This is a genomic window from Mucilaginibacter conchicola (genome assembly GCF_003432115.1).
GTDB classification, from domain to species: Bacteria; Bacteroidota; Bacteroidia; order Sphingobacteriales; family Sphingobacteriaceae; genus Mucilaginibacter; species Mucilaginibacter conchicola.
This window is the reverse complement of sequence record NZ_QWDC01000003.1, coordinates 493,122-518,358: the sequence shown is the minus strand read 5'-3', so window position 1 is coordinate 518,358 and position 25,237 is coordinate 493,122. Positions and strand designations below refer to the sequence as shown.

Here is a 25,237-nt window from a genome sequence, read left to right as displayed (position 1 = left end):
CTATATTTTACTTGTAAACTGTTGCCCTGTTTTAAAACCATAAAAACCGGCATGCCGGGCAGGTATGCTGGTATCGTTTATTTTAAAAAAGTTAATGCTTAGGCTTGTGTTGTTTTTGCAGGCCACATTAAACTTGTTATTATCTGTGTTAATTGTACTTGGTGCAGCAGTTACTTTCTCAGCTGTCTCTGCATCCAGTATCTTAAATTCTATTCCGTTTATAAAAGCAATTGCTCCATTGTTCCATGGTACACATGCTTTTACCATGTTAATTATTTCGCCGGCATCCATAGTTTCCCAGTTCACAAAAACATTTGCCAATTGCGGTTTGCCGTAATAGCATGCAATGTTTTCATCTTGAGAAAGCAAGGATATCGGTTGTTTGGCACTTAGTTTATTAAGTATCTCAAACACACCGTTAACCTGCAATTCGCTCAATTGCTGATTAATAAAACTGTAGGTAGAATAAGCTTCGTTACGTACGGATCCTGTCCAGGCAACCGGGCCGCTGTCAAACTTATCGGTTAACTGGTGTACGGTGATCCCTATATTGGGTTCACCGTTTCTTAATTGCCAGAAGACGGGGGACGGACCTCTGTATTGTGGCAGCGCCCCAAAATGTATATTGTAAACACCTTTTGATACACCGCCCAGCTCATCAACAGCTATCTTGTTGCTGTATCCCGTTATAAAAATTATATCGGGCTCATTAACCTGCTGCCATTGATAAAGTTCTTTTTTATCAGTTTCTGCATAAAACGAGATGCCTTGCATCCTGCAGAAACCAGCCATCTCGGCAACACTGATATCAGCATTTACCGATGGGCTGTAGTACAACATAACCCCTGCTTTTATCCTGCTAAGGTTTAAAAGCAGGGGTGTGCATATTTTTGAATTTGATACTATCCCGATTTTCATCAGGATATATCAAATACCATGAAAATAGAAGTCATCTGTTATGGCCTTGACGGGTATACGCCTGTCCAGGCTATAATGTAGTTCATAGCAAGATAAGGCGGTTGAACATTTACAGCTTGGCTGCCACCTGCAACTGATACAGCCTGCGGATTAAGTGTTTTACCTGCAGTTGCAGTAGCTGAATAAAAAGGAATAGGATCGCCTGTTTCGGTGTTAGCGTTGTAACCTAAATAAGCACCATCGCCTAATCCTGTGCTTGGCGCTTCTGTGTTTATAGCAACAGTATGCGTGTGCGCAGGCATTTGTTGCGCCGTTAGGGTAACGCTTTCATTACCACCCATTTGTCCCATTTGGTAAGTCGAACCGGTTCTGCCCTGGCCGGTTCCTATTGGCGATGTGCCGCCAAGATTCGGCAATCTGAAAGTTTGCGTACCGTCGCCACCGTAAGAGATGCCGATCAGAGAAAATAAAGCCTGATATTGACTGATGGGTAAAGTTTGGCCCTGACAAAAAAACCAACCTTGCGGCGCGAACGTACCCGCGAAGATTTTGATTTCCCCTACAAATGGTTCCATAGTTGTGATAAGAGTTTAAGTTTAATGAATAGTGTTAATTAGTTCTGTAAATATAAATGTATTAAATTACCATGCAATAATATTTCAATAAAAACGTTAGCATCGCACTAATTCACTCTGTTTATACCCTGCCCGCGGTTTATTCCTCAAAACTCTTTTTATTATTTCAAATATTATAGGGTGAAAACAGCTTTTTTATAATTTTCTTAAAGCGAAAAAAAGGCCGCTTGTGTATTTGCTTATCTGTTTATAAATATCCACCTTCGGAGAACCTTAACTTTTATAAAATAACACACTATGCTATCCCTAAAAAAAGCTTTATCAATGGCCGGGCTGCTCGCAGTAGCCCTGTCGGCCTGCCAAAATCAACATGCTGATCTTAACACCGATACTAACTTCAGCGACCCCGACAGCCTTACTTATGAATTGGCTAAAAAGTATGTAAAAAACTACGAGAAACGCGCCGGATATATTGATTCGGTTTATTCTGAAGCTAATGTAGGTAAAGTAAAAAAACTGCCTGATACACGCGCCATCTGGTTTAGTGCCGATAGGTTATTAAAGCTGGCCAATAAAGTAAAAAGCGAGGGTGGCGATGGTATTCGTTTCTATCTTGCTGCTTATGACAGTGTTTATAGCGATAGCTTTAAAGGTGGCCACAAACCCGACCGTATATACTGGAACCGCAATACCCTGGTAATGATATCTACTAAAGACAGCACCAACAAAGTTGGCCAGAAATTTCACCAGGATTATTATACCGACAAAGCAACAGCCAATGCTAATGCACCTGCCAGGGGCTTTATAGTTGGTAACCCGCCAGAGAACCGTGGCGAAATTTGCCCGCCACCAAGAGAGTGTAAAACTGTTGGCGCTACGCTTATCCCATAATCTGTACAAGTGATATTTGTAAGTATAAATACCTTATCAGAATTTTTATGTTTCCTGGTTGCTTTTGTCTTTCTGCGGAATGACAAAAGCACCACCTGGAAAATGTTTATTCCGTTTTTGCTGCTTACCTGTGTAACCGAGCTTACTGGTATTTACCTGCGCGAGTTTCTGCACATCCGCAACTACCCTATCTATAATGTTTACCTGTTATTTGAGTGTGGCTTTACCAGCTACTTCTTCTACTACCTTTACCAGCCCTACAACTACCCTGTAAAATGGCTATATACGTGGTACGCTATATTTATGGTGATATACCTTAGTGAGCTGTTTCGTCTTAATTTTTTAAACTTCCCATCGGCTACGGCATCTATCATGTCGGTGGTTTTTGTATTTGCCTGCCTTTATTTTTACTATCTTAAATTAAAGGATGAACATTTTGAGCCTCTACTCTACTCAGCATCGTTTTGGTGGGTAAACGGCGCTTTATTCTTTTATTTTGGCAGCACAGCTTGTAACAACTTTATGGATTACCTTGCCAGCCACGAGTCCATCATTTATAATAAATCCATCAGGTATGTTATCTATAATATCTTAGATATTTTGATGTACGCCTGCTGGTCATACGCTTTTATATGCAGATATCGACAAAGGAAGTTATCTCCCTTATAGGGTTAACATCGGTTATTTTTCTTATTGCCCCCCTTTTTCTGATACTGTATGTGCTATCATATAATCGCCGTAAAAAGAAACATAAAGAAGATACGGTTACCATGCAGAAAAACTTTGAGACCGAGTTACTGAGAACCCAGATGGAAGTGCAGGAGCAAACACTTAAAACCGTTGCTTATGACCTGCATGACAATATTGGCCAGTTGCTTAGCCTCACTACCATAACCCTCAGTTCGGTAAACATTAGCGATACCGAAGGCACTGCCGAAAAACTTGCCTTGGTTGAGGACTTAACCATGCGATCGATAAAAGAAGTGAAAGCTTTATCGCGCCTTTTGCATGGCGAAGAAATTGTAAGCCGCGGCCTGGCTGCTGCCATTGATTTTGAGCTGCAATGGCTACGCAGGTCTGATAGGTTCAAGATCACCTATAACCACGACCAGGAAGTACTTAACCTTGATAATATAAAAGAGACTATCCTGTTCAGATTGTTCCAGGAGATCATCAATAATATTATACAACATGCCAAAGCCACCGAAATCAACATTGATCTTAAACAAACCGATGGTTCTTGCATCCTTCAGATAACAGATAACGGCACCGGCTTTAATGTAGATGAAGCACTTAGCCGCAAAAGCGGGATGGGCCTGCACAATATTGTAAAACGCAGTGCCATGATACAGGGCACTGCCGATATTAACTCCACCCCTGCCAAAGGCTCAACTATTACTATCAAAATACCACAACACAACTAAACCTAAATGGAAATCGAGAAAATTAACATTGCAATTGTAGATGATCATACCCTGTTCAGGCAAGGCCTGGTTAAACTGTTATCAGAAAGTAACGAAGTAAATGTTTTGTTTGATGCTGATAACGGAGCGGATATGATCAATAAACTTTGCAACCATCCCCTGCCCGAAGTTATACTGATGGATATTACCATGCCCGTTATGGATGGCTACGAAAGTACTAAATGGTTAAAGGATAACCACCCCGATATAAATGTACTTGCCCTGAGTATGTTTGAAGAGGATAAGCCGATTATAGGCATGTTAAAAAGCGGTGCGGGCGGTTATATGCTTAAGCAATCAAAAGCCGGCGACCTGATAAGCGCTATTAAAGGTATTGCTCACCAGTCATTCTTTATCAATGAGTTGGTATCGGGCAAATTGCTGCGTAATATCCAAAACAACCAGCCCGTAAAAAGCCAAAGCATTGGCCTAAGCGCAAACGAGTTGAAGTTTCTGGAGCTATGCTGTTCTGATTATACCTACAAGCAAATTGCCGATATGATGAACCTTAGCCCCCATACCATTGATAATTACCGCGAGGCACTGTTCCAGAAATTTGATGTAAAATCAAGAACAGGCCTGGTAATATCAGCTCTTAAGAACGAGCTTATAAAATTGTAGTAATAATTATTCGGCGGTTGGTTTTGCAGCCGCCTTTTTTGCAGCTGGTTTAGCCGGTGCTTCGGCTTTTGGAGCAGCAGGTGCTTTTGGTGCTGATGCCGCTTCAGGAGTTTTAGCAACCGTGTTATCTTTTAATAAAGCTTCTTTATCTATCTTGATATCCTTGGCAAACTTGCGGGCAAGTTTTTTAGCTTCTTTATCAATCTTTTTATCAAGTTTTTTTGAGCCCTCACTAAACTTTAAAGTAATTTCTTTTAGTTGAACTACTAAGTGCTGATGTATAGCACGTTGCGCGGTTTTCTTAGCTTCTTTGATCAGGGGTTTAAGTTTGTCCTTCATATATGAGTAGTATCTGTTTGATTATCTGAAACAAAGCTACAGTAAGATAACATTAATTCAATATTATCATTGTGTTAAGCATTAACAAGGTACTTAACATTTCCCGCTATTTCAACAACTCTACAGTCTTTCCTGGTAATTAATTATAAAAGCAGCCATTTGCTCCTGCTCATTAATGCTCAGGTCGTTACCATTGTAGATCCAGTTATTATCAGCATCAAACAAAATACTGCCTAAAAATTCGGGCTGTACTTCGTATGCCGTATATAAATGATACGTTTTTACCGCCTGGTATTCTTCTATGGCCGGCACTATGTTTATCACCTCATCGGCACCGTTGCGGCGCTTTAGCCAGGCACGGGCTTCCCTTTCAAGCGTAATACTTTTCATCGTCATCAAACAAAAATGAAAATAATTCTTTATAAATACTAAAAATATTAGCAATTTTACCTTTGTAAATATCATGACAGAGGCCCGCCAAAATATCATTAAACGTTTGCAGAAGGACATCCTGGGCTGGCAGGGTTTTGCCCCACCCTCTGCTGCCGAAAAAAAAGGTATTGGCCTGGGCCCTATTGAGGATGCTTTCCCTAACGGGATATTCCCCACCGGCAACATCCACGAGATGCTTTGTGCCGAAAAAGAGCAGGCAGCCGCCACCAGCGGTTTAATGATGGGGATATTATCTGTACTGATGAAAAACAACGGTGCTTGTATCTGGATAAGCACCGGCAGAAAGTTTTTCCCGCCATCAGCACATCATTTTGGGGTGGCTGCACACCGCCTGGTATTTATTGATACCCAGCGCGAACGCGATACCCTTTGGGTAATGGAAGAAGCCCTGAAATGCGAAGGCGTTGCCGCCGTTATTGCCGAGGTGAACGAACTGAGCTTTGCACAATCGCGCAGGTTGCAACTGGTAGTTGAGACCAGCAAGGTTACCGGCTTTGTTTTGCGCAGCGATATGCGCAAGCTAAGTACCACCACCTGCGTGGCTCGCTGGCAGGTTAATCCCCTGCCCAGCCAAACAGAAGGCGACTTGCCCGGCGTAGGTTTTCCGCGATGGCAGGTGGAGTTACTACGTGTACGCAACGGCTTGCCCGGCACATGGCAATTAAGCTGGAGCAACCACGGCTTTACCTGGGCCGCTGAGCAGGATTTGGAAACACAATACACAGATGTACAATTACAGGTTGGTTAATGATGAGCAGGCGTTATGTTTCACTTTGGTTTCGCCATTTACTGACGGATTGGCTTACGCTCCGGCAACCGGAACTGAAGGATGTGCCCTTTGTGCTGGTAGCGCCCGAGAAGAACCGCCTGATTGTTAAAGCCACCAATCGCCTCACCGAACAATACGGCATCAGCACCGGCATGGCAGCTGCCGATGCCCGCGCTGTGGTGCCCGGCCTTCAGGTATTAAATGCAGAGCCAGGCAAAGCCGAGGAGATACTCAAAAAAGCCGCCGCATGGTGTATCCGCTACTCGCCCCTTATTTCGATAGACGGCGACGGGCTGATCCTGGACATTTCCGGCTGCACCCACCTGTGGGGAAGCGAGCACGATTATCTGAAGTCGCTGGTAAAAACGCTGCTGGCTAAAGGTTATGACGTGCGCGGGGCCATGGCAGATACCGTTGGCCTTGCCTGGGCCATTGCCCGCTACGGCAAGCACAAACCTATTATTGAAACGCACGAACATCAAAACGCCCTACTCCCGCTACCGCCCGAAGCTTTGCGGATAGAGCCTGAGACGATAGACCTGCTTTATAAACTGGGTTTCTTCAATATTAAACAGATCATCGGACACGAACGCTCTGCGCTGCGTCGCCGCTTCGGTAATAATTTTCTACTAAGACTACACCAGGCTTTGGGTAATGTTGATGAACCGCTGCAATACATCCACCCGGTTGAGCCTTATCATGTTCGCCTGCCTTTCCTGGAACCCATCCGCACGGCTGAAGTGATCGAAATGCGCATTAAAGACCTGCTGGATATGCTTTGTGAACGCCTTACTGCCGAAGGCATGGGTTTGCGCAAAGCTGTTTTAAAGGGCTACCGGGTAGATGGTAAGGTCATAGAAGCCGTCATCGGCACCAATAAACCTTCAAACAATGCCGCACACCTGCTCAAACTCTTCGCGCTCAAGATTCCCGGTATTGAGCCGGCTCTGGGTATTGAGTTATTTACCCTTGATGCTTTTAAGGTTGAGGAAGTGGAACACAAGCAAGAAAACCTTTGGCTGGCCGAAGGCTCAGATGAATCTACCGATGCTTTGGCAGGTTTATTAGATCGCGTGGGTAACAAGATAGGTGCACAAAACATTCACCGCTACCTGCCCCAGGCAAGCTACTGGCCTGAACGCTCGTTAAAACCCGCCTTGTCCCTTGCCGAGCAACCGGATATGGACTGGAACAACGGCAGGCCGCGACCTTCGTTATTGCTCAAGTACCCGCAACGGATAGAAGTGATGGCCTTGTTACCCGATGAACCGCCCAGGCATTTTATATGGAAAGGCAAAAAGCATATCATCAAAAAAGCCGACGATGCCGAACGCATTGAACCCGAATGGTGGCAGCATCCCGAAAGGCACAACCACCGCGATTATTACATGATTGAGGACGAGAAAGGCGGCCGCTACTGGGTATTCCGTTCGGGCCACCACGAAGGTGAGGGTACGCGCTGGTACCTGCATGGCTTTTTTGCATAAGGAGAATTGCCGGCGTTCCGTTGGCTGAAGCCAACGGAAATGATAGTCATAGCGCTTTATTTCATTGCCGTCCCATTCATGGGACGGTATAAAAGCGGCAATTATATTTAAAACCCGCTACAATCCGTTGGCTGAAGCCAACGGCAATGATAGACTTCGTGCTTTATTTCATTGCCGTCCCATTCATGGGACGGATGTAGAACATTAAAAGCGGGCTTTAGCCCCAAAACTGCTAAAAGGACAATTGGCATGGACAAAGAAGAACAAATAACAAAATATGCCGAGTTGCAGATCACCAGCAACTTCACCTTTATGATGGGCGGCTCGCATCCCGAGGAATTTGCCGTGCGTGCCAAAGAACTGGGCTATACCAAAATTGCCATCACCGACCGCAACAGCGTAGCTGGCATTGTGCGTGCACACCAGCAAATAAAAAGTGATAACAGTGGTGATAAAGCTAAGATAAAAGGCATTGGCTTTATCCCCGCCTGTAGGTTAGATCTGATGGATGGACCAAGTTTACTGGCCTACCCTACCGATGTTACGGCCTGGGGGCGGCTTTGCGCCCTGCTCTCGTTAGGTAACCTGCGTACCGAGAAAGGCAAATGCGAGATCTATAAGAACGACGTTTACGAGCATAAAAAGGGCATCAAATTCATCGTTATCCCACCCGAGAAACTGAATGACAGCTTTGACTTTGATGAGGATTTTAAACGTAACGTAGCGGTCTATAAAAAGATATTCGGCCAGGAATTGTATATAGCAGCCAGCCGACTTTATAACGGGCACGACAGGAAGCGCCTTCACCGCATCTACCAGACCGGCATCCCCATGGTGGCTACCAATGATGTGCATTACCACGAAGCCGCCCGCCGCGAGTTACAGGATATCCAAACCTGCGTGCGCGAGAAATGCACCATCAGCAACGCAGGTTTCCGCCTGCTGGCTAACGCCGAGCGCTATTTAAAACCCGTTGAAGAGATAGAGCGCCTTTTTGCGCAATACCGGCATGCCATCCATCGTACCCAGGAAATTGCCGATGCCTGCGATTTTTCGCTCGATGAACTGAAATACCTTGAACCCGAATGGCGCAGCCCCGATGGCCGCACCGCTGATGAACACCTGCGCGAGCATACCATGAACGGCGCGCGTGAAAGGTTCAAGGATGGCATCGACCAGAAGACCTTAGACCAGATAGAGTTCGAGCTGGCTTTCTTTGCCCGGCGCAAGTTGGCCCCCTATTTTCTGCGGATCTACGAGTACACCCAAAAGGCCGAAGAACTAAACATATTGCACCAGGGCCGTGGCTCGGCGGCTAACTGTACGGTTTGTTTTTGTTTGGGCATTACGCCGGTGAACCCCATGAAACAAAAACTGCTGTTCAGCCGCTTCATGTCCGACTCGCGCGAGGAATGGCCCGATGTGGATGTTGATTTTGAGCACGAACGCCGCGAGGAGATCATGCAGTGGATCTACGATACCTACGGCCGCGAACATGCCGCCATCGTAGCTACCGTAACCCAGGAACGCCACAAAGGTGCCCTGCGCGATGTGGGCAAGGCTATGGGGCTATCCGAAGATACCATCAAACGCCTCGGCGGTACCATCTGGAGCTGGGCCGATGAAGGTTTTGACCGCGACCGCCTCATTGCCCAGGGCATTAACCCCGATGACCCGCATATTGCCAAGGTGTTGGAACTCACCAGTCAGCTGATGGGGTTTCCGCGGCAACTGGGGCAGCATACGGGTGGCTTTGTCATCACCCAAAACAAACTCTCAGATATATGCCCCGTGATGAACGCCCGTATGGAAAACCGCACCCAACTGGAATGGGACAAGGACGACCTGGAAGCCTTAGGCATCCTGAAAGTAGATGTACTGGCCCTGGGAATGCTCACCTGCATCCGCAAGGCTTTTGATATGCTGCAATTGCATTACCACAAGCACTACACGTTAGAAAGCGTACCGCAGGATGAACCCGAAGTATACGACATGATTTGCAAAGCCGATACTTTGGGCGTTTTCCAGATAGAGAGCCGTGCGCAAATGTCTATGTTACCGAGACTAAGGCCTCGTGTGTTTTATGACCTGGTGATCGAGGTAGCTATCGTTCGCCCAGGCCCTATTCAGGGTGACATGGTGCACCCTTATTTGCGCAGGCGGGACGGAATTGATGAAGAAGAGTATCCCAAAGAAGAACTAAGAGAGGTGCTAAGTCGTACCAAAGGCGTCCCACTTTTCCAGGAGCAGGCCATGGAAATTGCTATTGTCGCAGCAGGATTTAAGCCTGCTGAGGCTGATCAATTACGCCGTAGTATGGCCACTTTTAAAGCTAAAGGACAGGTAAGTGCTTTTCGTGATAAATTGGTGAGCGGCATGATGCAGAAAGGCTACGAAGAAGATTTTGCGCGCCGTGTATTTAAACAGTTAGAAGGCTTTGGCAGCTATGGCTTCCCCGAGAGCCATGCGGCTTCGTTTGCGCATTTGGTGTACATATCATCCTGGCTAAAATGCTTTTATCCCGATGTATTTGCAGCGGCTCTGCTCAACAGTCAGCCGATGGGTTTTTACCAGCCTGCCGAGATCGTGGATGATGCCCGCGAGCATGGCGTTATGGTAAGGCCGGTGGATGTGAACTACTCTGAGTGGGATAATATACTTGAAGAAATGGATGGCAATTACCATGCTTTACGTTTGGGTTTCAGACAGGTAAAGGGTTTATCTGCACAAGATATGGATGTGCTTACCGCCCGGCGTGGCATGGGATATAAAACCATCAGTCAGCTAAGCAATACGGGCTTGCCAACCGATGCCATTAAAGCTTTAGCCGATGCAGATGCATTTGGTTCGCTTAACTTAAACCGGCGTCAGGCCCTGTGGGAGATAGCCGCACTGAATGATAAACCGATTGCTTTGTTCAACGATCAGCCATCAGAGAGTACAAAAGAAGCACAGATAAGCCTGCCGTTGATGCGCCCTTCTGAGCATGTGGTACAGGATATTGCCATTACCGGTTTATCGCTCAAGGCGCATCCTGTAAGTTTTGTACGTTACCAGTTGGATATGCTGGGCGTTACCCCTACCGCCAAAATAAAAGAACTCAAAAACGGCGACCTGCTTAAAACGGCAGGCATTATCACTGTAAGGCAAAGGCCGGGCACGGCCAAAGGTGTGCTGTTCATCACCATAAAAGATGAGACGGGTTTTACCAACCTCGTAGTATGGGAAAAAGTGTTTGATAAATACCGTCGCGAGATACTGCAGGCCCGCCTGCTAATGGTTGAAGGCAAGGTGCAAATTGAGGGCGAAGTGATCCACATTGTGGTGCGGCGCTGCTTTAACCTCAACAACCTGTTGAGTAAACTGACAGAGAAGGAAGAAGAATTTCCGGAGATCTCACTATCCGGTAGGGATAAAACCATCCCACCTGTACAGCGCGAAAAACCGGTGGCCAACGTGCTGCACAAGGGGCGTAATTTCCAATAACTTGCTTTTAAAACCCATCGCGTTTATATTGCGGGCGCACTACACCAATTACCTATGAGATATTTAATGTGCTTTTTCCTGATGATCTCGATGCAGCAGGGCAACGGCCAGGCTGTTAAGAAAGATGCATCTTTTACCATTGGCAACAAGCCGGTATGGCTGCTTACGTATTTCCGCCAGCGCTACCCAACACGGGTAGAGATAGATAAAACGGGCAAGATCATTGAAGTGTCCCTGCCCAACCCCATGAATGATGAGCGCCTGCATATTGCCCTCTCAACCGATGGCCGGCACTGGACACCCCTGAACAATAACCAACCCATTTGGGACCAGAAAATGCGCGACCAGTTCATTCAACGCGGCCCGGATGGCCTTTGGCGACTGGTAGCCACCGGCGGCGATGGTGATACAGCAGCACGCAAGCAATTTGGCCCAACTTGTATCTACGCCACCTCTCCCGACCTGATCCACTGGAAAACAGAAAGTTTCCCGCATTTAATGAATGATGTTCGTAACGAGGCCGGACAAATGGCGCGTAATATTTGGGCACCTGAGTATTTCTACGACAAGGATACCCAAACCTATACCCTGCTCTGGTCATCAAGTTTTGAGGATGCCGGCTGGAAGAAGAGCCGGTTATGGTACTGCCAAACTACCGACTGGAAAACATTTACACCGGCAAAGGAATTATTCGCTCCAAATTATTCGGTTATTGATGGTACGCTGATTAAACAGGATGATACTTATTATCTGTTCCATAAAGAAGAAATGTTTGGTGCCGAATACGGAGAACGACGCGCCATCCGCCTGGCGACATCCAAAAAATTAGAAGGTCCTTACACCGTTTACGAAGGCCCGCTGAACAAAGGCCAACTGGTACCCACCATTACCGAAGGTCCAAGCGTAATGCCCGATCCAATTAAAAAAGGTTGGCTACTCCTCTATGATTACCCCATGGCCGACTGCTACGGTATATCATCCTCACTCGACCTATTCCATTGGACGATAGAAACTGACATCTCCTTGCCTGAAGATGCACGGCATGGCAGCGTATCGCAAATTACCAAAGCAGAGGCTGAGGCTTTACTGAAGTTATACCCCAACACAATTGTGCGGCCTAAAAAACTGCATAAGTAGGCTTTATCATTAAGGCTCGCTTATTGTAGCTAATTATCCATAACCTGTAATTATGATGAAGCATATCCTGTTTATACAAGGCGGCGGCGATGATGGGTACAATCCCGACAAGAAATTAGTCGATGATTTGCAAAATGAGTTAAGCAGTGATTTCAAGATCGCATATCCCGAATTGAGATCAGATGAATCTGCTCCTGATTTTGGATGGCTGAAACAGATAGAAAAAGAAATGCATGCGATGCAAAATCCGTTTGTAATAGTGGCACATTCTTTAGGTGCATCTATGCTGTTGAAATATCTTTCGGAGAATGAGGTCACTAAAAAGCCTTCGGCTACTTTTTTGCTGGCTACACCGTTTTGGAGCGGTGCTGAAGATTGGAAACAAGGCCTGAAATTAAACGATAATTTCGCCCGAAAACTACCGGAAGATGTACCGTATTTTTTCTATCACTGTAAGGACGATGAAGAAGTGCAGTTTGAACAAATGTCGGTTTACAGAAACAAGATCCCGCATGCAGCCTTTCGCGAATTTGAGAACGGCGGGCACATGTTTAAAGCTCATCTGAAAATTATAGCTGATGATATTAAAAATCTGTAAATAAAATATTTATCCTAACCTGCTTAAAGTTTCTCTTGATACACCGAGATAGGCGGCAATGAGTTGCTTGGGTACCAGGTTATACAGCTCGGGATAGAGTTTCATGAGAGCCTGATAGCGACCTTTGGCATCGTTATTCATGAACGAAAGCAGGCGGTTTTGGGCAGCTACAAAGCCGCGGTAAGTTCTCCACCTAAAGAAATGTTCAACCTGATGGATCTCCTTACAAAGTTTCTCGCGGTCGTCGCTGCTGAGGGCAAGCACTTCGGTATCGGTAATGCAATCAACACTTACGGTGGCTTTTACGTGGTAGTACAAAGCGTTGTAGTCTGATGCCCACCAGTTGGGCATGGCAAACTGAAGAATGAACATTTTCAGATCATCGTTAACATAAAAAGATTTGGTGCAGCCGGAAACGATGAAATACTCTGCATCCACATCATCGCCTGCCGAGATGATGGTTTGCCCTTTTTTGAACGAATGAGGCTTAAAGTGCGAGTACACGTACGCAAACTCCTCATCGGTAAGGGCTATCTGTTTTAAGAAATGCTGTTTAAGTTTTTCTTCGGCATGCATTGGCTAAAGTTACATTTCCTGCCGCATTATCATATTCAAAAGCTGCAGGAAAACTGCCTGCAGCCTTTGATTTATAAGTATTACATATCTGCCGAGAATAGTGTTTGCAAGTCGCTTGCAGGAGTTGCTTCAATATCAAAAGCACTAAAATCGCCATCGGTAATGAATGCTTTAGCTGTTTTGGCAACGGCGCTCCAGATAGTTTTAGATACACCCGTACCCGCGCTTAACCTTTTCACGCCCAAGTTAGCCAGATGATCTGCCTTTGGCAAACCGGGCATAGCTAATATATTCAATGGCAGTGTGCTATGTTCGGCTATCTGCGCTATTTCTTCACCGTTGGTAACAACCGGCACAAATATGCCGCTGGCGCCTGCTTCGGCATATTGTTTCTCCCGTTTAATGGATTCTGAAACCATTTCTGCCGGCGAAACTAAGCCTGCAAGGTAAACATCGGTACGGGCGTTGATGTACAAGCCTACACCCTGTCCTTCGGCAACCTTGCGGATGGCAGCTATCTTGCGGGCCAGCAGATCGGGACTATCGTGCCCGTCTTCGATATTTATACCGGCTACACCGGCATCAAGCAAGGGTTTGATATTCTCGGCCACTACGGCAGGATCATCGCTGTAGCCGTTCTCAAAATCTACAGAAAGCGGGATGCTGATAACACGCGCAATGCTCTCTGCAACTTGAGCGTTCAATTTGGCGGTCATTTTATAACCATCGGCAAAGCCTAAAGCCCATGCTACACCCGCACTGGTGGTGGCAATAGCCTGCGCGCCGGCTTCCTGTATCACCCTGGCACTTGCGGCATCCCAGGCGTTTGGTAATATTAAAACCTGCCTTTGGCGGTGCAGGCTGCTGAATTTTTCAAAGTTGTTCATGGTATTTAAATTTGTGTTCAATATCGTTCTATTTCCTTTTCGGTAACACAAATTTGCAGCAGAAATTTGTAAGGTTGATGTGACGTGCGTCACAATCTGGAAGCGGCGTTGATTATGTGATGTGCGTCACAATTCGGGATATGCTAACACAAAACCCTGTACAGGAGTGCTGCATAACTGCCGCACTTCTTTTATCAGTCAAACTGTATTTCGGTTAATGATCAGATACCACAACATTTGATGGTTTTGCATTTTCCTTGCGCCTTTTGATGGTTATGATCACCAGCGGGATACAGCAGGCATTCATCAGCGCAAGTAATAAAAACGCATCCATATAGCTCATCAAATACGTTTGCCTAACTACAGTATTCTCCAGCCCGCCTATTGCCTGTTGCATTGCGCGTAGGTAAGTAGCGCCGTGCGCCATCAGGTTACGCATAAAGCCGCTTATGCGCATTTGTGTGTTAGGATCACTGGCTGTAACGTGCGATATAAGTGCGGTGCGATTAGTAGCTGCCCTATTGGCTATGTAAGTATTGATCAATGCAATACCGAATGAGCCACCCATTTGGCGCATCATATTGTTCAAGGCAGCACCTTGCGGGATATCCTGAGGCTTTAGTTCAGATACAGCAAGTGCGGTTAAAGGTACTATTAACAGCGCGGCACCAAGTCCCCTGAATATAAGCGGGATAAAAAAGTACGCACCGCCTGTCTCCAGGTTTGATTTAGACATGAAGAAACCAAAGATGGCCGAGAACAAAAAGCCTGTGATAATGAGATACTGTGGTCTTAAACCACTCTGCAGCATTCTGCCCAAAAACGGCGACACCATGGCGGCCATTAGTGTGCCGGGCAACAGCATGGTACCCGTCTGGAAGGCCGAGTAACCTATGATGCGCTGCGCATACAGCGGAAATACAAACACCGCACTGAACAAACCGAAGCCCAGTACAAAGGTCATGATGGCTGATATGGACAGAGTGGTGCTTTTAAGCACCCTGAAGTTGATGACAGGATGTTCCGTTGTTAGTTCCCACCAAATAAGCGTTGCCAGCGCTATAACTGAAATTACGCTCAGTGCGATGATGTAATTTGCGGCAAACCAGTCGTCAGTTTCTCCCCTTTCCAATACCACCTGCAAGGCACCTACACCTATGGCTAACAAAGCAATGCCCAGCCAGTCGATGCGCCGGTTATCTTTTGAGCCTTGCGTTGGGCGCAGGTACATATATGATAGCAGTGCTGCCATTAGCCCTATCGGGATGTTTACGTAAAAGATCCATTGCCAGCTTAGGTTATCTACAATATAGCCACCCATTACCGGCCCTATTGAGGGGCCAATGATGATACCCAGGCTAAAGATACCACTTGCCAGTCCGCGTTCTTTTGGCGGGAAGGTTTCAAATAAAATAGCCTGCGATGTTGACAACAATGCACCGCCACCCACGCCCTGCAAAAAGCGGAAGGCTACCAGTTCCCATAAATTGGTAGAGAAACCACACAGAGCAGATGTGATTGTGAACAGTAGTATAGACCCTATATAATACTGCTTTCGTCCTATCTTCTCTGCCAAAAAGCTGGTCATGGGGATGATGATAACGTTGGCAATAGCATAAGAGGTAATAACCCAGGCAGTATCCTCAAGCGAGGCACCAAGGTTACCGCTCATGGTGTTGATTGATACGTTAACGATAGTAGTATCGATAAGTTCAATAATGGTTGATGTGATGATCGTGATAACGATGATCCATTTTCTGAATCCGGTTTCCATGGCGCAAAATTATATTAGCGTATGGCTACGGCATTTATAGTATTCAAGCAAGTATTTATAATTTTCAAACAACTAATCTTAAATCAATCATCCGTTTGTCATAACTACTTATAATATTCAAATAGTACTTATCTTTGCGACATGGAACCCATAGAAACCCTTGCCGATTTTTATCGGCGCCATCCTGTAAACGATCAAACAGAGTTTGCCGAAAATAATACCGGCCAGGGGCATTTCAATGTGTTTCTGCGCCAGCCCTGCCTCAACCGCTCGCCTTTTGGCCGCCGCGATTTTTATAAGGTGACCCTAATAACCGGCCAGGGCAAAATGATCTATACCGATCAGGAGATACCCGTTAACCGCCCCGCATTGGTTTTCTCGAGCCCCGCAGTACCATCGGCCTGGGAATCGGGCCCCGGCCCGCAGGGTGGCTGTTTCTGTTTGTTTACCCAGGCTTTTATAGAAGCCGGGGAATACAAAGGCCGCCTGCCCGATTTTCCGCTGTTCCAACCCGGCGAACGCCATGTACTGGAGTTGGATGATACACAATACCTACTCGTATCGGGCATTATGGACCGCATGCGCGAGGTAATGGCATCAGATTATCGTGTTAAATATGATATGCTGCGCAGCTATCTGCGTGTACTGATGCATGAGGCGCTGATGATGTCGCCGGTGCCTATGGTGGAGAGCCATGCAGGCGCTGCAGCACGTATTACCGCGCAGTTTCTTGCGATGTTGGAAGAACAGTTCCCTATTGATTCGCCGGAGCAATCACTTTTATTACGTACTCCTGCCGAATTTGCCGAGGGGCTGGCTGTACACACCAATCACCTCAACCGCTCGGTAAAAACGGTAACAGGCCGCACCACCAGCCGCCTTATATCAGACAGAATACTAAAAGAAGCACAGGCCCTGCTTAAACACACCGACTGGAGCATTGCCCAGATAGCAGGTGGACTGGGTTTTGAAGAGCCTGCATATTTCACCAATTTCTTTAAGAAATACACTGGTGCTTCGCCTGCGCACATGCGGGCAAGTGTGTAGTTTAACATAAAGCAGTTGTGTAACTGATAAACAAAACACTGTATTTCATATCTTTAGCCACATGAGGCAGTGGCTTTTAATACTTATCACACTTGTACCACTATTAGTTTGCGCGCAAAGGGCACGTAAACTGCCCCCTGCCCGTGCTATCGACAGCACGTATATCATCCGCGCGTTTACCCGTGCCGACGATTATATGAATACCGATCATTATGACTCAGCACAGTTGTGGCTCAACAAGATCTATACGCAGGTAAGTTATCGCAAACCTTCGCTTTTCTCTTATTTTCTTACATCCCGGCAGGCCGAAGTTTACTACTACAATAACCTGCATGAGTTGGGCCTGCAGGAAGCTTACAAAGGCGAAAATATTGCCGGCATACTTAAGGATAGTTTGCTGATAGCCGATGCCTGTAACTTCATCGGCTTGTTTAACATGAACAACAACAAGTACCGGCAAGCGATTGCTTATTATAAAAAGGCGCTGCGATATACCAGGCAGCCGCCTTACCCTCGCCAATACATCGAATTATCGAAACCTCACCATATTTACGGCAACCTGGCCGAGACATTTGAAAAGGCCGGACAGCCAGATAGCGCCATTTTTTACTCGCGTATGTCGCTGCGAAGAGCTACCGAGATATCTTCAGAACGCGGGATGGCCACAGCAGCACTGAACCTGGCGAGTGCCTACCTGTTAAAAGGGAATATTGACAGTGCAGATAAATACTTTATACAAACCAGGGAGCTATCGTTAAAAAGCCACGATTTTGATGTGGAACTGAACAGCTACAGCGGCCTTGCCGAATGTGCAGAACGCCGTGGTAATAAAGCAACCTCGCTGCAACATTTAGCCGGGGGCTTTGCGCTGCTGAAAAAGTATCCGCAACTAAATGATTTTTACTCATCCATGTTCCTGGATATCGCCATACGCCTATACCGCAAGTATAACGAACAAGCCGAACTACTAAAAACCTATCAGCTTAAAACCGATATACAAACCGCAGTTTACGAACGCAACAACACGCAAATACAAACCATTTTACTCACCGGCCTGCGCAATGAGAAAACCATTTTTAACCTTGAGCTTGCTGAAGCCTCTGCCGAGCAGGATCTGGCTAATACGCGCCTTTACATCGCTTTGCTGATGTTCTTGTTGCTGGGCATTGCGTTTATCGCTTACCGGTACTACACGCTTCAGCGCTTGCGGCTGGCCAATATGCGCAGCAAAATAAGCCAGGACCTGCATGACGAGGTTGGTGCCACCCTGAGCGGTATATCCATGTACAGTTACATTACCAAAGAGCAAATACGCAACGGCAAAAACGAAGCCGTAAACAACTCGCTGGATGTGATAAAAGATAATGCTGATGAAATGGTGACCAAGCTTAATGATATTGTATGGGCGGTAAACCCCGTACAAGACAACGCCTACACCATTGCCGAAAGGCTAAAAGAATTTGCCGCACAACTTACTGCCGCAAAAAATATTAAGCTTGAGTTTTATGCTGATAACCCACAAGCTACGCTTAAACTGCCTATGGAGAAACGCCGGAGCATTTACCTCATCTGCAAAGAAGCTATCAATAATGCGGTGAAATATAGCGGCTGCACCTTACTTAAAATAGAGATCACGGTAGTAAACCGGTATATTAAAATTGTGATAGAAGATAACGGCAGCGGCTTTTTAGACAACAGGGCCGGCAAAGGCAACGGGTTGAACAACATGGCAGCCCGCGCAAAAGAAATAGGTGCCGCTATTGAAATTAACGGGAAAACCGGTGACGGCACCCGTATAACGCTCGATTGCAAAATCACCTGATGGGGTATTGAGATAATGGCAAAGCCTTAACATATTTGAGAACCATGAACATCAAGATAGCCATATTTGAAGATAACAAGCTGATACGCGAGGCTTTGCAAACCATTATCAATAATACTGACGACATGCTTTGTACAGCTACCTTCAGCAACGTTAACCAGGTTGAGGACGATATTGAATTTAACCGCCCCGATGTGGTACTGATGGATATTGAAATGCCCGGCCGTACAGGTATCGAGGCTACCCGCATCATCAAAGAGAAATCCCCCCACATCAAAGTACTGATACAAACGGTGTTTAATGACAACGAAAAGATATTTAACGCCCTTTGCGCCGGTGCATCGGGGTACATATTAAAATCAGATTCGCCGGAGAAAATACTCCAGTCGCTGCGCGAAGTGCATAGCGGCGGCGGCCCCATGAGTGCCAGTATAGCCAGCAAGGTATTACAGTTTTTTGTACGCCAGAATGTGATACTGGTTGAACCCAATACAACCAATTGCGACCTCAGCGAACGCGAGAAACAGATCCTCGCCTTTATGGTTGAGGGTTTAAACTATCTGGATATTGCCGATAAAGCCTTTATCAGTTACGAAACAGTGCGCACCCATGTTAAACACATCTACAAAAAGCTGCACGTGGCCTGCCGTTCTGAGGCTATTTTAAAAGCTCGCCAGCAAGGCATCGTTTAAGTATCCTACCTCTTATTTCACGATCTGAAGTTTAAAGCCAGCCATTCCGCAGGCGGCTTTACCATGCGTTTGTTTTTTTAGGCACATCGAGTAAAAATCCCCCAATGGGTTATTTACCAGCCTTTCGCTAAGCCCGAAATTTGAGGTATACAACAAAAAATAACGATCATGAAACACTTAAACTTTATTTTAAAAACAAGCCTTTCTGTTATACTGATGGCAGCTCTTTTAACGGGTTGTAAAAAAGACAATAAGGATATTCCCAAAAAAGATGAGGAAAAACCCGCCTTTTCAAAAGAGATCCTCAATATCATCCCTCAAAAAATTATCGATAGCCTGCGCCTGCAGGGCATGCTGATCAACGAAGGTACCACGCCTCCCAATATTGAAGGCAGCTATTATACCGGTAGTGCCAATTGCTTTTACGACAGCTCAAACTTCCCGAAAATAGGCCTGTGGCGTTTAGACTATACTTACACACTTTACAACCAGAACAATACCGACCTTACACTATCTATTGATTATTTTGCCCATCCAAAAAGCGCTGATGAGGCTACCGGCAAAGGCTCATTTGTATCGGGCAGCGGCGATAAGTTCAGCGCATTTTTCCTTACCGAAGGTGTTGGCAATGGCATACCGTATAAAATGATCTACATTATATCCGGCCGCAAAACTGCCGACGGTGTGGTTGACTGGCACGATTGCCTGCGTATGATGGAAAAAGGCGATGATCCTAACAATAGACTGATAGCGGTTGGCGGTACGCGTATTTTTAAAGAAGATGACGGCATAGCCAGCAATATTGATCCAAGTTTTGGTAAGAAATTAGCAGGGTTCAATACAAACCTTAAAGGAAGTGTAAGCGCAGGCAGATAGTTAATGCAGCAGTAAACCAATAGCACAACAATAGGGCGCGGTTCATCAATGAGCTGCGCTTTTTTTTGTCACCGGTTATCATTTTGCTGCCGTTTCAGGCGCATTCACAAATCACCTTATTATTTTAAAATCTTCAACCAGTTAAACTTTTCTGTAGCCGCACCTGCCCATCTTTGTGTTATGGAAAACACAAAAAGCATAGAAGAAACCATCCTTACCTACACAAGTGCGTGGAATGAGACCGATACGGACGCTATCCGCCAAAAGATAGACCAATGCTGGGCTACAAACGGCACGTATACCGATAAGATAACCGACACCATTACGGGCCGCGATGCCATTACCAACCTCATCATTGGCTCTTATGAGCAAATGGGGCCGCGAAGTTTTAAAGTACTTGCCGAGCCGGTTACGCACCACAATAGCGGCCGCTTCCGTTGGCTGGCTATCCGCCCCGAAGGTTACCCGATAGAGGGAATGGATTATTTTGAGTTTGATGAACAAAATCTGATCACACGTATAGTAGGTTTCTTTTAAGCATGACAGTAGTAACCCTGCCGGATAATGTGCCAGGCACAGGACCGGTACAAATGCTCAACATGCTTAAATTTGCAGACCGCCGTTTGTATATTGAAGAATACCTGCCGGCATTTGGCCGCGTGATGGAAATATTAGGTATGGAAGCAAAGATCAACCTTATAAGCAACGTATTAGGCAGCGTAGTGGCTGACGAAGGCGAAGATTGGGATGCCATAATGATCGTGGAATACCCCAGCGCCGAAGCATTTGTAACAGTAGCTACAAGCGATGCCTACCGAGACATAGCCGAACAACTAAGGTTAAAGGCACTTACCAACTTAAAACTATACATGACGCGCCCGTTTGCTTTGTAATACCTAATTTAGTACGTGCACCAGCTAATACTTAAAAACTTTGCCCTTCATATAGCGCTTGCCCCTCATGAACAGGAGCAGGCGCTTACCCTGTTCCAAATAAAGGAAGTAAAAAAGCGCACCTGGCTGCTAAACGCCGGCGAAACCGATCGTTACATCTACTTTGTAAAAAGCGGTTGCCTGCGCATGTTTTACACTGATAAAAGCGGCGAAGAACACAACATAGGTTTTTACCCCGAAAATTGGTGGGTATGTGATATTGTAAGCTTTTTTAACCAAAAGCCTTCGGCAAACGCCATACAGGCGCTGGAAGATTGCGAGGTGTATTACACTTCGTTATCGCAGTTAGAGCAATTATTCAGAGAGATACCGAAGTTTGAACGCTTTTTCCGTATCCTCACCCAAAATGGTTTTGAGTTGTACCAGCGCCGCATCACCTCGCAACTCTACAAAACTGCCGAAGAACGCTACATAGAGTTCCGCAAGCGCTACCCCGGGCTTGAGCAGCGTATTGCGCAAAAACAGATAGCCAGTTATTTAGGCATTACACCGGCATTTCTTAGTATGATGCGAAAAGAAAGCGGTGTCTGATTCCTTAGCCACAGCATCAACAACTCAACAATTATCATTTTTAATTTTTTAGAGAGAGTAATACTATGACGCACGAACCTTCAGTTTTATTACTGAGTTTGGGCTGCGGACTTTAAAAACGAAAAACCCCGTACTTTGCAGTACAGGGTTTTGATACTTGGTATCGCCTTTTGTCGGGATGGCAGGATTCGAACCTGCGGCCTCCACATCCCAAATGTGGCGCGATACCGGGCTACGCTACATCCCGTTTGGTCTCGTTTGGGATTGCAAAAGTAGCTTTTTTACCTACCCTTGCAAACTTTTTTTTCAAATTTTCTGATAACATTAGCTAACCAATTCATTTGCATCAACTTAATTTTTATTTAACATAGTAACAAAGCATGCACAATGCATTTATTATACTACAAATGTATTATTGATAGCCACAAAAATTGGCCGTTATTTTATACCATGCAATTTGTACTACAGCCAGATTGCTTAGCATTAAACGGAAGATCATACTATAAAAATAGGGGGAATATGACCTTTCGGTACAAGCCGCACATCAGCAAGTGATATGCGGCTTATTTTTTAGCCATATATTTCGGTTATGTGCGCAACAGATCGTTTTACCATCTCGCTAAGTATTGCCTCATCAATATCTGCCAACTTTTTTACGTAGATACAAGCCTTTGCAGATTTATGCTTACCAAATCGCTGTAATAAAGCTTCCCTACCCTCAAAATTCGCCGATAGGTACAACGCAAACTCCTTAACTCTCGGTGAAAACCCTGTGCGCGGTGCATCGCCCTCTCGCCCACTCTCGTATTTATAATGATAACTTCCAAAACCTACAATGGCAGGCCCCCACATTTTGGGTTCAAAGCCGCTTGCCTGCTGTATAATTGCCGATAGCCGGAAAGCATCTTCACGCCTTTCGCTATCGGTTATTGCGTTCAGGAAATCAGCAACGCTTGCTTCCGTCTCTGTGGTTTTGTTTTTTGCCATGGCCTTTTAAAACAATAAGGGTGTGATTTTGGTCTTTTAATTTCTAAGATACATATTATACTTGAACACAATAAAACATATAGCCATCCTTGGCGGCGGGCCAAGCAGCTTATTTATATTTAAACGATTGGTAGAGAGCGGCCATAAAGATATCGCTGTCACCGTTTTCGAAAAGAACAAGCAACTGGGCGCGGGCATGCCCTATTCGCACGATGGCGCTAATGATGAGCATGTTACCAATGTATCGGGCAACGAGATACCCGAGCTGGTTACATCTGTTAGCGACTGGATAAAAACGGTTCATAAAGATACGCTTGACAAATTCCGCATCGACCCTGAAAAATTTAACGATTACAAAGTGCTGCCCCGCCTGCTGTTTGGCCAGTACCTTACCGACCAGTACAAGCTACTGCTGCAAAAAGCAAAAGCTAAAGGGATCGAATACGAAATACGTTACGCTTGTTGTGTAACCGACATTATTGATCATCCTGAACAGGAGAAAGTAACCGTGGTGATCAACGATGAGGAAAAGCTAACGTTTGATACAGTAGTGATCTGCACCGGGCACAAATGGCCGAAGGAAAACGAAGGCAAAGTACCCGGCTTTTTTGATTCACCTTATCCGCCACAGAAACTGGCGCTGAAGTTGGATCATGCCATAGCGGTAAAAGGCTCATCGCTTACCGCTATCGATGCCATACGTACCCTGTCGCGCTACAACGGTGAGTATGGTAAGGATGCGAACGGCTACGTGAATTACAAGCTTAATAAAGGCAGCGAGAACTTCAGGGTAGTGATGCACTCGCGCAATGGCTTGCTGCCCGCCGTCAGGTTCCATCTGGAAGACTCTCACCTGGGTAAGGATGCTACACTTACCCCGGAAGAAATAAAAGCTCACAGGGCAGAAAACGATGGCTTCCTGTCGCTCGATTTTGTTTTTGAGCGGGATTTCAAATTGCCGATAAAAGAGAAACGCCCCAAGTTTTACGAGCAGATAAAAGACCTGACGATGGAGCAGTTCGTGGATTCGATGATGGCCCTGCGCGAAAGCATTGATCCATTTGAGTTGATGAAGATAGAATACGATGAGGCCGAAGCATCTATAGAACAACACCGATCTGTTTATTGGAAAGAGATGCTGGCTATCCTCAGCTTTGCGATGAATTACCCGGCCAAATATTTCTCTGCCGAGGATATGTTGCGCCTGCAAAAAACGCTAATGCCGCTGATATCGGTAGTGATAGCGTTTATCCCCCAAAGTTCGGTTGAGGAACTGATGGCGCTTTATAACGCAGGTATTTTAGAACTGATTGCCGTTGGCGACGACAGCCATATTGAACCGGCTAAAGAAGGCGCGGTTTATTATTACACTGATGACAAAGGCAATAAAGTTGAACAGCATTATAAAACCTTTGTAGATAGCACCGGGCAGCGGCACATGAATTTTGAAGACTTCCCCTACCCTTCGCTGACGGAGAAACGGGTGGTAACACCTGCCAAACTAAAATTCAGGGATAGTAACGAGGGACTGCAAGCTATGAACAATGGTAACGATAAGGCAGAGACCGACGGCAAAGGCAATTATTACCTGCGCGTGCCCGGCCTTACTATAAACGATACCTTTGAAGCCGTGAACGATTACGGCGCGTTAAACAATCGCATCTATATCATGACGGTTGCCTACATTGGCGGCTTTAACCCCGATTATTCGGGCCTTGATTTTAGCGAGGCCGCATCAGAAATTATTGTAAAAAGTATTTTTAAAGATGAACCAGCAACCATCTACTAACTATAAATTATTTATGCTGTTACTGGGCTCAAAAGCCCCTGCCCGCAATGTGGAGCAGCACGATTTCTTTTTCGGGATAGCGGCTACATTAAAAGACCTTATTCCTGAGATAAAAGCCTTCTGGCCCGAGGCAGGCAACAGCCTGCATATTGATGGCTTTCGCGAAGTAAACAGCGTGAACGGTTACGGTATCAGCATAACAGAAAAGACTGATGAACAGCCCGGGCAGGAAAACAAGTTATTCTTTATCAACCTGGGTGGCTACCAGCCAAACGAGTTAAAAGAAACGCATTACACCGTACTAACCGTGCAGCCTGACAGGACCACGGCTATGCAGGAAGCTAAGAAAACCATCTTCTTTAAAACCAATACCATTACCAAAGTAAAAGGCGCAAACGCGCATATCGACGAGAAATACGGCATTGACGTAGATGAGATCTACCGGATAGAAGATATCCTATCGCCCTATCAAAAGGCAAAGTTCCACATCGCCATAACGCCCAATGCCAACCTGCCCGAAGATGAAATTCAACTCGGGTATTTTAAACTGGATAAGATAGTTTAAA

General features: G+C 45.8%; 26 protein-coding genes and 1 tRNA gene. 18 read left to right on the top strand and 9 right to left on the bottom strand.

Features of this window, described 5'->3' with window-relative positions; genetic code table 11:
• On the bottom strand, positions 1-918 hold the full coding sequence (locus D0C36_RS18965; protein WP_117393229.1) for a methionyl-tRNA formyltransferase: 918 nt from the start codon (positions 916-918) through the stop codon (positions 1-3).
• A gap of 38 nt (positions 919-956) precedes the next feature.
• Positions 957-1,493 (bottom strand): phage tail protein, encoded by a 537-nt coding sequence (locus tag D0C36_RS18960; protein ID WP_117393228.1) that lies wholly within the window; start codon positions 1,491-1,493, stop codon positions 957-959.
• Between the two features lie 297 nt (positions 1,494-1,790).
• Here D0C36_RS18960 and D0C36_RS18955 point away from each other — a divergent pair, with 297 nt between their 5' ends.
• Genes D0C36_RS18955 through D0C36_RS18940 form a run of 4 tightly spaced genes read left to right on the top strand, consistent with a single transcriptional unit; the run spans position 1,791 to position 4,468 of the window.
• The gene (locus D0C36_RS18955; RefSeq protein ID WP_147322048.1) at positions 1,791-2,384 is read left to right on the top strand and encodes a hypothetical protein; all 594 of its coding nucleotides are present in this window, start codon (positions 1,791-1,793) and stop codon (positions 2,382-2,384) included.
• Between the two features lie 9 nt (positions 2,385-2,393).
• A complete protein-coding gene (locus D0C36_RS18950) occupies positions 2,394-3,053 on the top strand; it encodes a hypothetical protein (protein ID WP_147322047.1) in 660 nt (219 codons plus the stop codon).
• Positions 3,017-3,808, top strand: a complete 792-nt coding sequence (locus D0C36_RS18945) for a sensor histidine kinase (RefSeq protein ID WP_117393225.1) — start codon at positions 3,017-3,019, stop codon at positions 3,806-3,808. Before D0C36_RS18950 ends, D0C36_RS18945 begins: the two co-directional genes overlap by 37 nt.
• 6 nt (positions 3,809-3,814) lie before the next feature.
• Complete coding sequence (locus tag D0C36_RS18940) at positions 3,815-4,468, top strand: response regulator transcription factor (RefSeq protein WP_117393224.1); 654 nt, start codon at positions 3,815-3,817, stop codon at positions 4,466-4,468.
• Positions 4,469-4,474: 6 nt separating this feature from the next.
• Here the strand turns inward: D0C36_RS18940 and D0C36_RS18935 are convergent, their stop codons facing one another.
• Together D0C36_RS18935 and D0C36_RS18930 are read right to left on the bottom strand one after the other, a co-directional pair.
• Entirely contained in the window at positions 4,475-4,807 is a 333-nt protein-coding gene (locus tag D0C36_RS18935; protein WP_117393223.1) for a hypothetical protein, read from the bottom strand.
• A 120-nt stretch (positions 4,808-4,927) separates the two neighbouring features.
• Entirely contained in the window at positions 4,928-5,197 is a 270-nt protein-coding gene (locus D0C36_RS18930) for a hypothetical protein (RefSeq protein ID WP_147322046.1), read from the bottom strand.
• A 73-nt stretch (positions 5,198-5,270) separates the two neighbouring features.
• On the opposite strand from D0C36_RS18930, the gene D0C36_RS18925 reads away from it, so the two are divergent.
• The 5 genes from D0C36_RS18925 (at position 5,271) to D0C36_RS18905 (ending at position 12,737) form a co-directional block, all read left to right on the top strand.
• Positions 5,271-6,008 (top strand): ImuA family protein, encoded by a 738-nt coding sequence (locus D0C36_RS18925; protein WP_117393221.1) that lies wholly within the window; start codon positions 5,271-5,273, stop codon positions 6,006-6,008.
• Entirely contained in the window at positions 6,008-7,516 is a 1,509-nt protein-coding gene (locus D0C36_RS18920; RefSeq protein ID WP_317126781.1) for a Y-family DNA polymerase, read from the top strand. Before D0C36_RS18925 ends, D0C36_RS18920 begins: the two co-directional genes overlap by 1 nt.
• Positions 7,517-7,765: 249 nt before the next feature.
• On the top strand, positions 7,766-11,002 hold the full coding sequence (locus D0C36_RS18915; protein WP_117393219.1) for an error-prone DNA polymerase: 3,237 nt from the start codon (positions 7,766-7,768) through the stop codon (positions 11,000-11,002).
• 54 nt (positions 11,003-11,056) lie between these two features.
• A complete protein-coding gene (locus tag D0C36_RS18910; protein WP_233524520.1) occupies positions 11,057-12,139 on the top strand; it encodes a glycoside hydrolase family 43 protein in 1,083 nt (360 codons plus the stop codon).
• Positions 12,140-12,191: 52 nt separating this feature from the next.
• Positions 12,192-12,737 carry an alpha/beta hydrolase gene (locus tag D0C36_RS18905; RefSeq protein ID WP_117393218.1) on the top strand — a complete coding sequence of 182 codons (546 nt, stop codon included), beginning with the start codon at positions 12,192-12,194 and terminating at the stop codon, positions 12,735-12,737.
• Positions 12,738-12,746: 9 nt separating this feature from the next.
• Here D0C36_RS18905 and D0C36_RS18900 read toward each other — a convergent pair whose 3' ends face one another.
• The 3 genes from D0C36_RS18900 to D0C36_RS18890 form a co-directional block, all read right to left on the bottom strand.
• Entirely contained in the window at positions 12,747-13,313 is a 567-nt protein-coding gene (locus D0C36_RS18900) for a Crp/Fnr family transcriptional regulator (RefSeq protein WP_117393217.1), read from the bottom strand.
• Between the two features lie 80 nt (positions 13,314-13,393).
• The gene (locus D0C36_RS18895; protein WP_117393216.1) at positions 13,394-14,200 is read right to left on the bottom strand and encodes an isocitrate lyase/PEP mutase family protein; all 807 of its coding nucleotides are present in this window, start codon (positions 14,198-14,200) and stop codon (positions 13,394-13,396) included.
• A 214-nt stretch (positions 14,201-14,414) separates the two neighbouring features.
• A complete protein-coding gene (locus tag D0C36_RS18890; RefSeq protein WP_117393215.1) occupies positions 14,415-15,974 on the bottom strand; it encodes a DHA2 family efflux MFS transporter permease subunit in 1,560 nt (519 codons plus the stop codon).
• Between the two features lie 141 nt (positions 15,975-16,115).
• On the opposite strand from D0C36_RS18890, the gene D0C36_RS18885 reads away from it, so the two are divergent.
• The 7 genes from D0C36_RS18885 to D0C36_RS18855 all read left to right on the top strand — a co-directional run bounded on the left by D0C36_RS18885 (position 16,116) and on the right by D0C36_RS18855 (position 21,895).
• Complete coding sequence (locus D0C36_RS18885) at positions 16,116-17,021, top strand: helix-turn-helix domain-containing protein (RefSeq protein ID WP_117393214.1); 906 nt, start codon at positions 16,116-16,118, stop codon at positions 17,019-17,021.
• Positions 17,022-17,082: 61 nt separating this feature from the next.
• Positions 17,083-18,843, top strand: coding sequence for a tetratricopeptide repeat-containing sensor histidine kinase (locus tag D0C36_RS18880; RefSeq protein ID WP_117393213.1), 1,761 nt, complete (start codon positions 17,083-17,085; stop codon positions 18,841-18,843).
• Between the two features lie 44 nt (positions 18,844-18,887).
• Positions 18,888-19,535 (top strand): response regulator transcription factor, encoded by a 648-nt coding sequence (locus D0C36_RS18875; protein ID WP_117393212.1) that lies wholly within the window; start codon positions 18,888-18,890, stop codon positions 19,533-19,535.
• 168 nt (positions 19,536-19,703) lie between these two features.
• Positions 19,704-20,411 carry a hypothetical protein gene (locus D0C36_RS18870; RefSeq protein WP_117393211.1) on the top strand — a complete coding sequence of 236 codons (708 nt, stop codon included), beginning with the start codon at positions 19,704-19,706 and terminating at the stop codon, positions 20,409-20,411.
• 180 nt (positions 20,412-20,591) lie between these two features.
• Positions 20,592-20,948, top strand: a complete 357-nt coding sequence (locus tag D0C36_RS18865) for a nuclear transport factor 2 family protein (protein ID WP_158557146.1) — start codon at positions 20,592-20,594, stop codon at positions 20,946-20,948.
• Between the two features lie 2 nt (positions 20,949-20,950).
• On the top strand, positions 20,951-21,304 hold the full coding sequence (locus D0C36_RS18860) for a DUF1330 domain-containing protein (protein ID WP_117393209.1): 354 nt from the start codon (positions 20,951-20,953) through the stop codon (positions 21,302-21,304).
• Between the two features lie 15 nt (positions 21,305-21,319).
• The gene (locus D0C36_RS18855; RefSeq protein WP_117393208.1) at positions 21,320-21,895 is read left to right on the top strand and encodes a Crp/Fnr family transcriptional regulator; all 576 of its coding nucleotides are present in this window, start codon (positions 21,320-21,322) and stop codon (positions 21,893-21,895) included.
• Between the two features lie 173 nt (positions 21,896-22,068).
• On the opposite strand, the gene D0C36_RS18850 is transcribed toward D0C36_RS18855, so the two are convergent.
• A tRNA-Pro gene (locus tag D0C36_RS18850) sits at positions 22,069-22,142 on the bottom strand.
• Between the two features lie 323 nt (positions 22,143-22,465).
• Positions 22,466-22,882: a DUF1801 domain-containing protein gene (locus D0C36_RS18845; protein WP_117393207.1), complete on the bottom strand. Its 417-nt coding sequence runs from the start codon at positions 22,880-22,882 to the stop codon at positions 22,466-22,468.
• Positions 22,883-22,943: 61 nt separating this feature from the next.
• Between D0C36_RS18845 and D0C36_RS18840 the strand changes: the two genes are divergently transcribed.
• Together D0C36_RS18840 and D0C36_RS18835 are read left to right on the top strand one after the other, a co-directional pair.
• Positions 22,944-24,671, top strand: coding sequence for an FAD/NAD(P)-binding protein (locus D0C36_RS18840; RefSeq protein WP_117393206.1), 1,728 nt, complete (start codon positions 22,944-22,946; stop codon positions 24,669-24,671).
• Entirely contained in the window at positions 24,649-25,236 is a 588-nt protein-coding gene (locus D0C36_RS18835; protein WP_117393205.1) for a DUF1543 domain-containing protein, read from the top strand. The genes D0C36_RS18840 and D0C36_RS18835 overlap by 23 nt, the downstream gene beginning before the upstream one ends.
• The last annotated feature ends 1 nt before the right edge of the window (position 25,237 follow it).

Excerpts from the sequence above, each read along its gene's own strand:
- D0C36_RS18965 (WP_117393229.1), bottom strand. The coding sequence starts at position 918 with ATGAAAATCGGGATAGTATCAAATTCAAAAATATGCACACCCCTGCTT.
- D0C36_RS18960 (WP_117393228.1), bottom strand. The coding sequence starts at position 1,493 with ATGGAACCATTTGTAGGGGAAATCAAAATCTTCGCGGGTACGTTCGCG.
- D0C36_RS18955 (WP_147322048.1), top strand. The coding sequence starts at position 1,791 with ATGCTATCCCTAAAAAAAGCTTTATCAATGGCCGGGCTGCTCGCAGTA.
- D0C36_RS18945 (WP_117393225.1), top strand. The coding sequence starts at position 3,017 with ATGCAGATATCGACAAAGGAAGTTATCTCCCTTATAGGGTTAACATCG.
- D0C36_RS18940 (WP_117393224.1), top strand. The coding sequence starts at position 3,815 with ATGGAAATCGAGAAAATTAACATTGCAATTGTAGATGATCATACCCTG.
- D0C36_RS18935 (WP_117393223.1), bottom strand. The coding sequence starts at position 4,807 with ATGAAGGACAAACTTAAACCCCTGATCAAAGAAGCTAAGAAAACCGCG.
- D0C36_RS18930 (WP_147322046.1), bottom strand. The coding sequence starts at position 5,197 with ATGAAAAGTATTACGCTTGAAAGGGAAGCCCGTGCCTGGCTAAAGCGC.
- D0C36_RS18925 (WP_117393221.1), top strand. The coding sequence starts at position 5,271 with ATGACAGAGGCCCGCCAAAATATCATTAAACGTTTGCAGAAGGACATC.
- D0C36_RS18920 (WP_317126781.1), top strand. The coding sequence starts at position 6,008 with ATGATGAGCAGGCGTTATGTTTCACTTTGGTTTCGCCATTTACTGACG.
- D0C36_RS18915 (WP_117393219.1), top strand. The coding sequence starts at position 7,766 with ATGGACAAAGAAGAACAAATAACAAAATATGCCGAGTTGCAGATCACC.
- D0C36_RS18910 (WP_233524520.1), top strand. The coding sequence starts at position 11,057 with ATGAGATATTTAATGTGCTTTTTCCTGATGATCTCGATGCAGCAGGGC.
- D0C36_RS18905 (WP_117393218.1), top strand. The coding sequence starts at position 12,192 with ATGATGAAGCATATCCTGTTTATACAAGGCGGCGGCGATGATGGGTAC.
- D0C36_RS18900 (WP_117393217.1), bottom strand. The coding sequence starts at position 13,313 with ATGCATGCCGAAGAAAAACTTAAACAGCATTTCTTAAAACAGATAGCC.
- D0C36_RS18895 (WP_117393216.1), bottom strand. The coding sequence starts at position 14,200 with ATGAACAACTTTGAAAAATTCAGCAGCCTGCACCGCCAAAGGCAGGTT.
- D0C36_RS18890 (WP_117393215.1), bottom strand. The coding sequence starts at position 15,974 with ATGGAAACCGGATTCAGAAAATGGATCATCGTTATCACGATCATCACA.
- D0C36_RS18885 (WP_117393214.1), top strand. The coding sequence starts at position 16,116 with ATGGAACCCATAGAAACCCTTGCCGATTTTTATCGGCGCCATCCTGTA.
- D0C36_RS18880 (WP_117393213.1), top strand. The coding sequence starts at position 17,083 with ATGAGGCAGTGGCTTTTAATACTTATCACACTTGTACCACTATTAGTT.
- D0C36_RS18875 (WP_117393212.1), top strand. The coding sequence starts at position 18,888 with ATGAACATCAAGATAGCCATATTTGAAGATAACAAGCTGATACGCGAG.
- D0C36_RS18870 (WP_117393211.1), top strand. The coding sequence starts at position 19,704 with ATGAAACACTTAAACTTTATTTTAAAAACAAGCCTTTCTGTTATACTG.
- D0C36_RS18865 (WP_158557146.1), top strand. The coding sequence starts at position 20,592 with ATGGAAAACACAAAAAGCATAGAAGAAACCATCCTTACCTACACAAGT.
- D0C36_RS18860 (WP_117393209.1), top strand. The coding sequence starts at position 20,951 with ATGACAGTAGTAACCCTGCCGGATAATGTGCCAGGCACAGGACCGGTA.
- D0C36_RS18845 (WP_117393207.1), bottom strand. The coding sequence starts at position 22,882 with ATGGCAAAAAACAAAACCACAGAGACGGAAGCAAGCGTTGCTGATTTC.
- D0C36_RS18835 (WP_117393205.1), top strand. The coding sequence starts at position 24,649 with ATGAACCAGCAACCATCTACTAACTATAAATTATTTATGCTGTTACTG.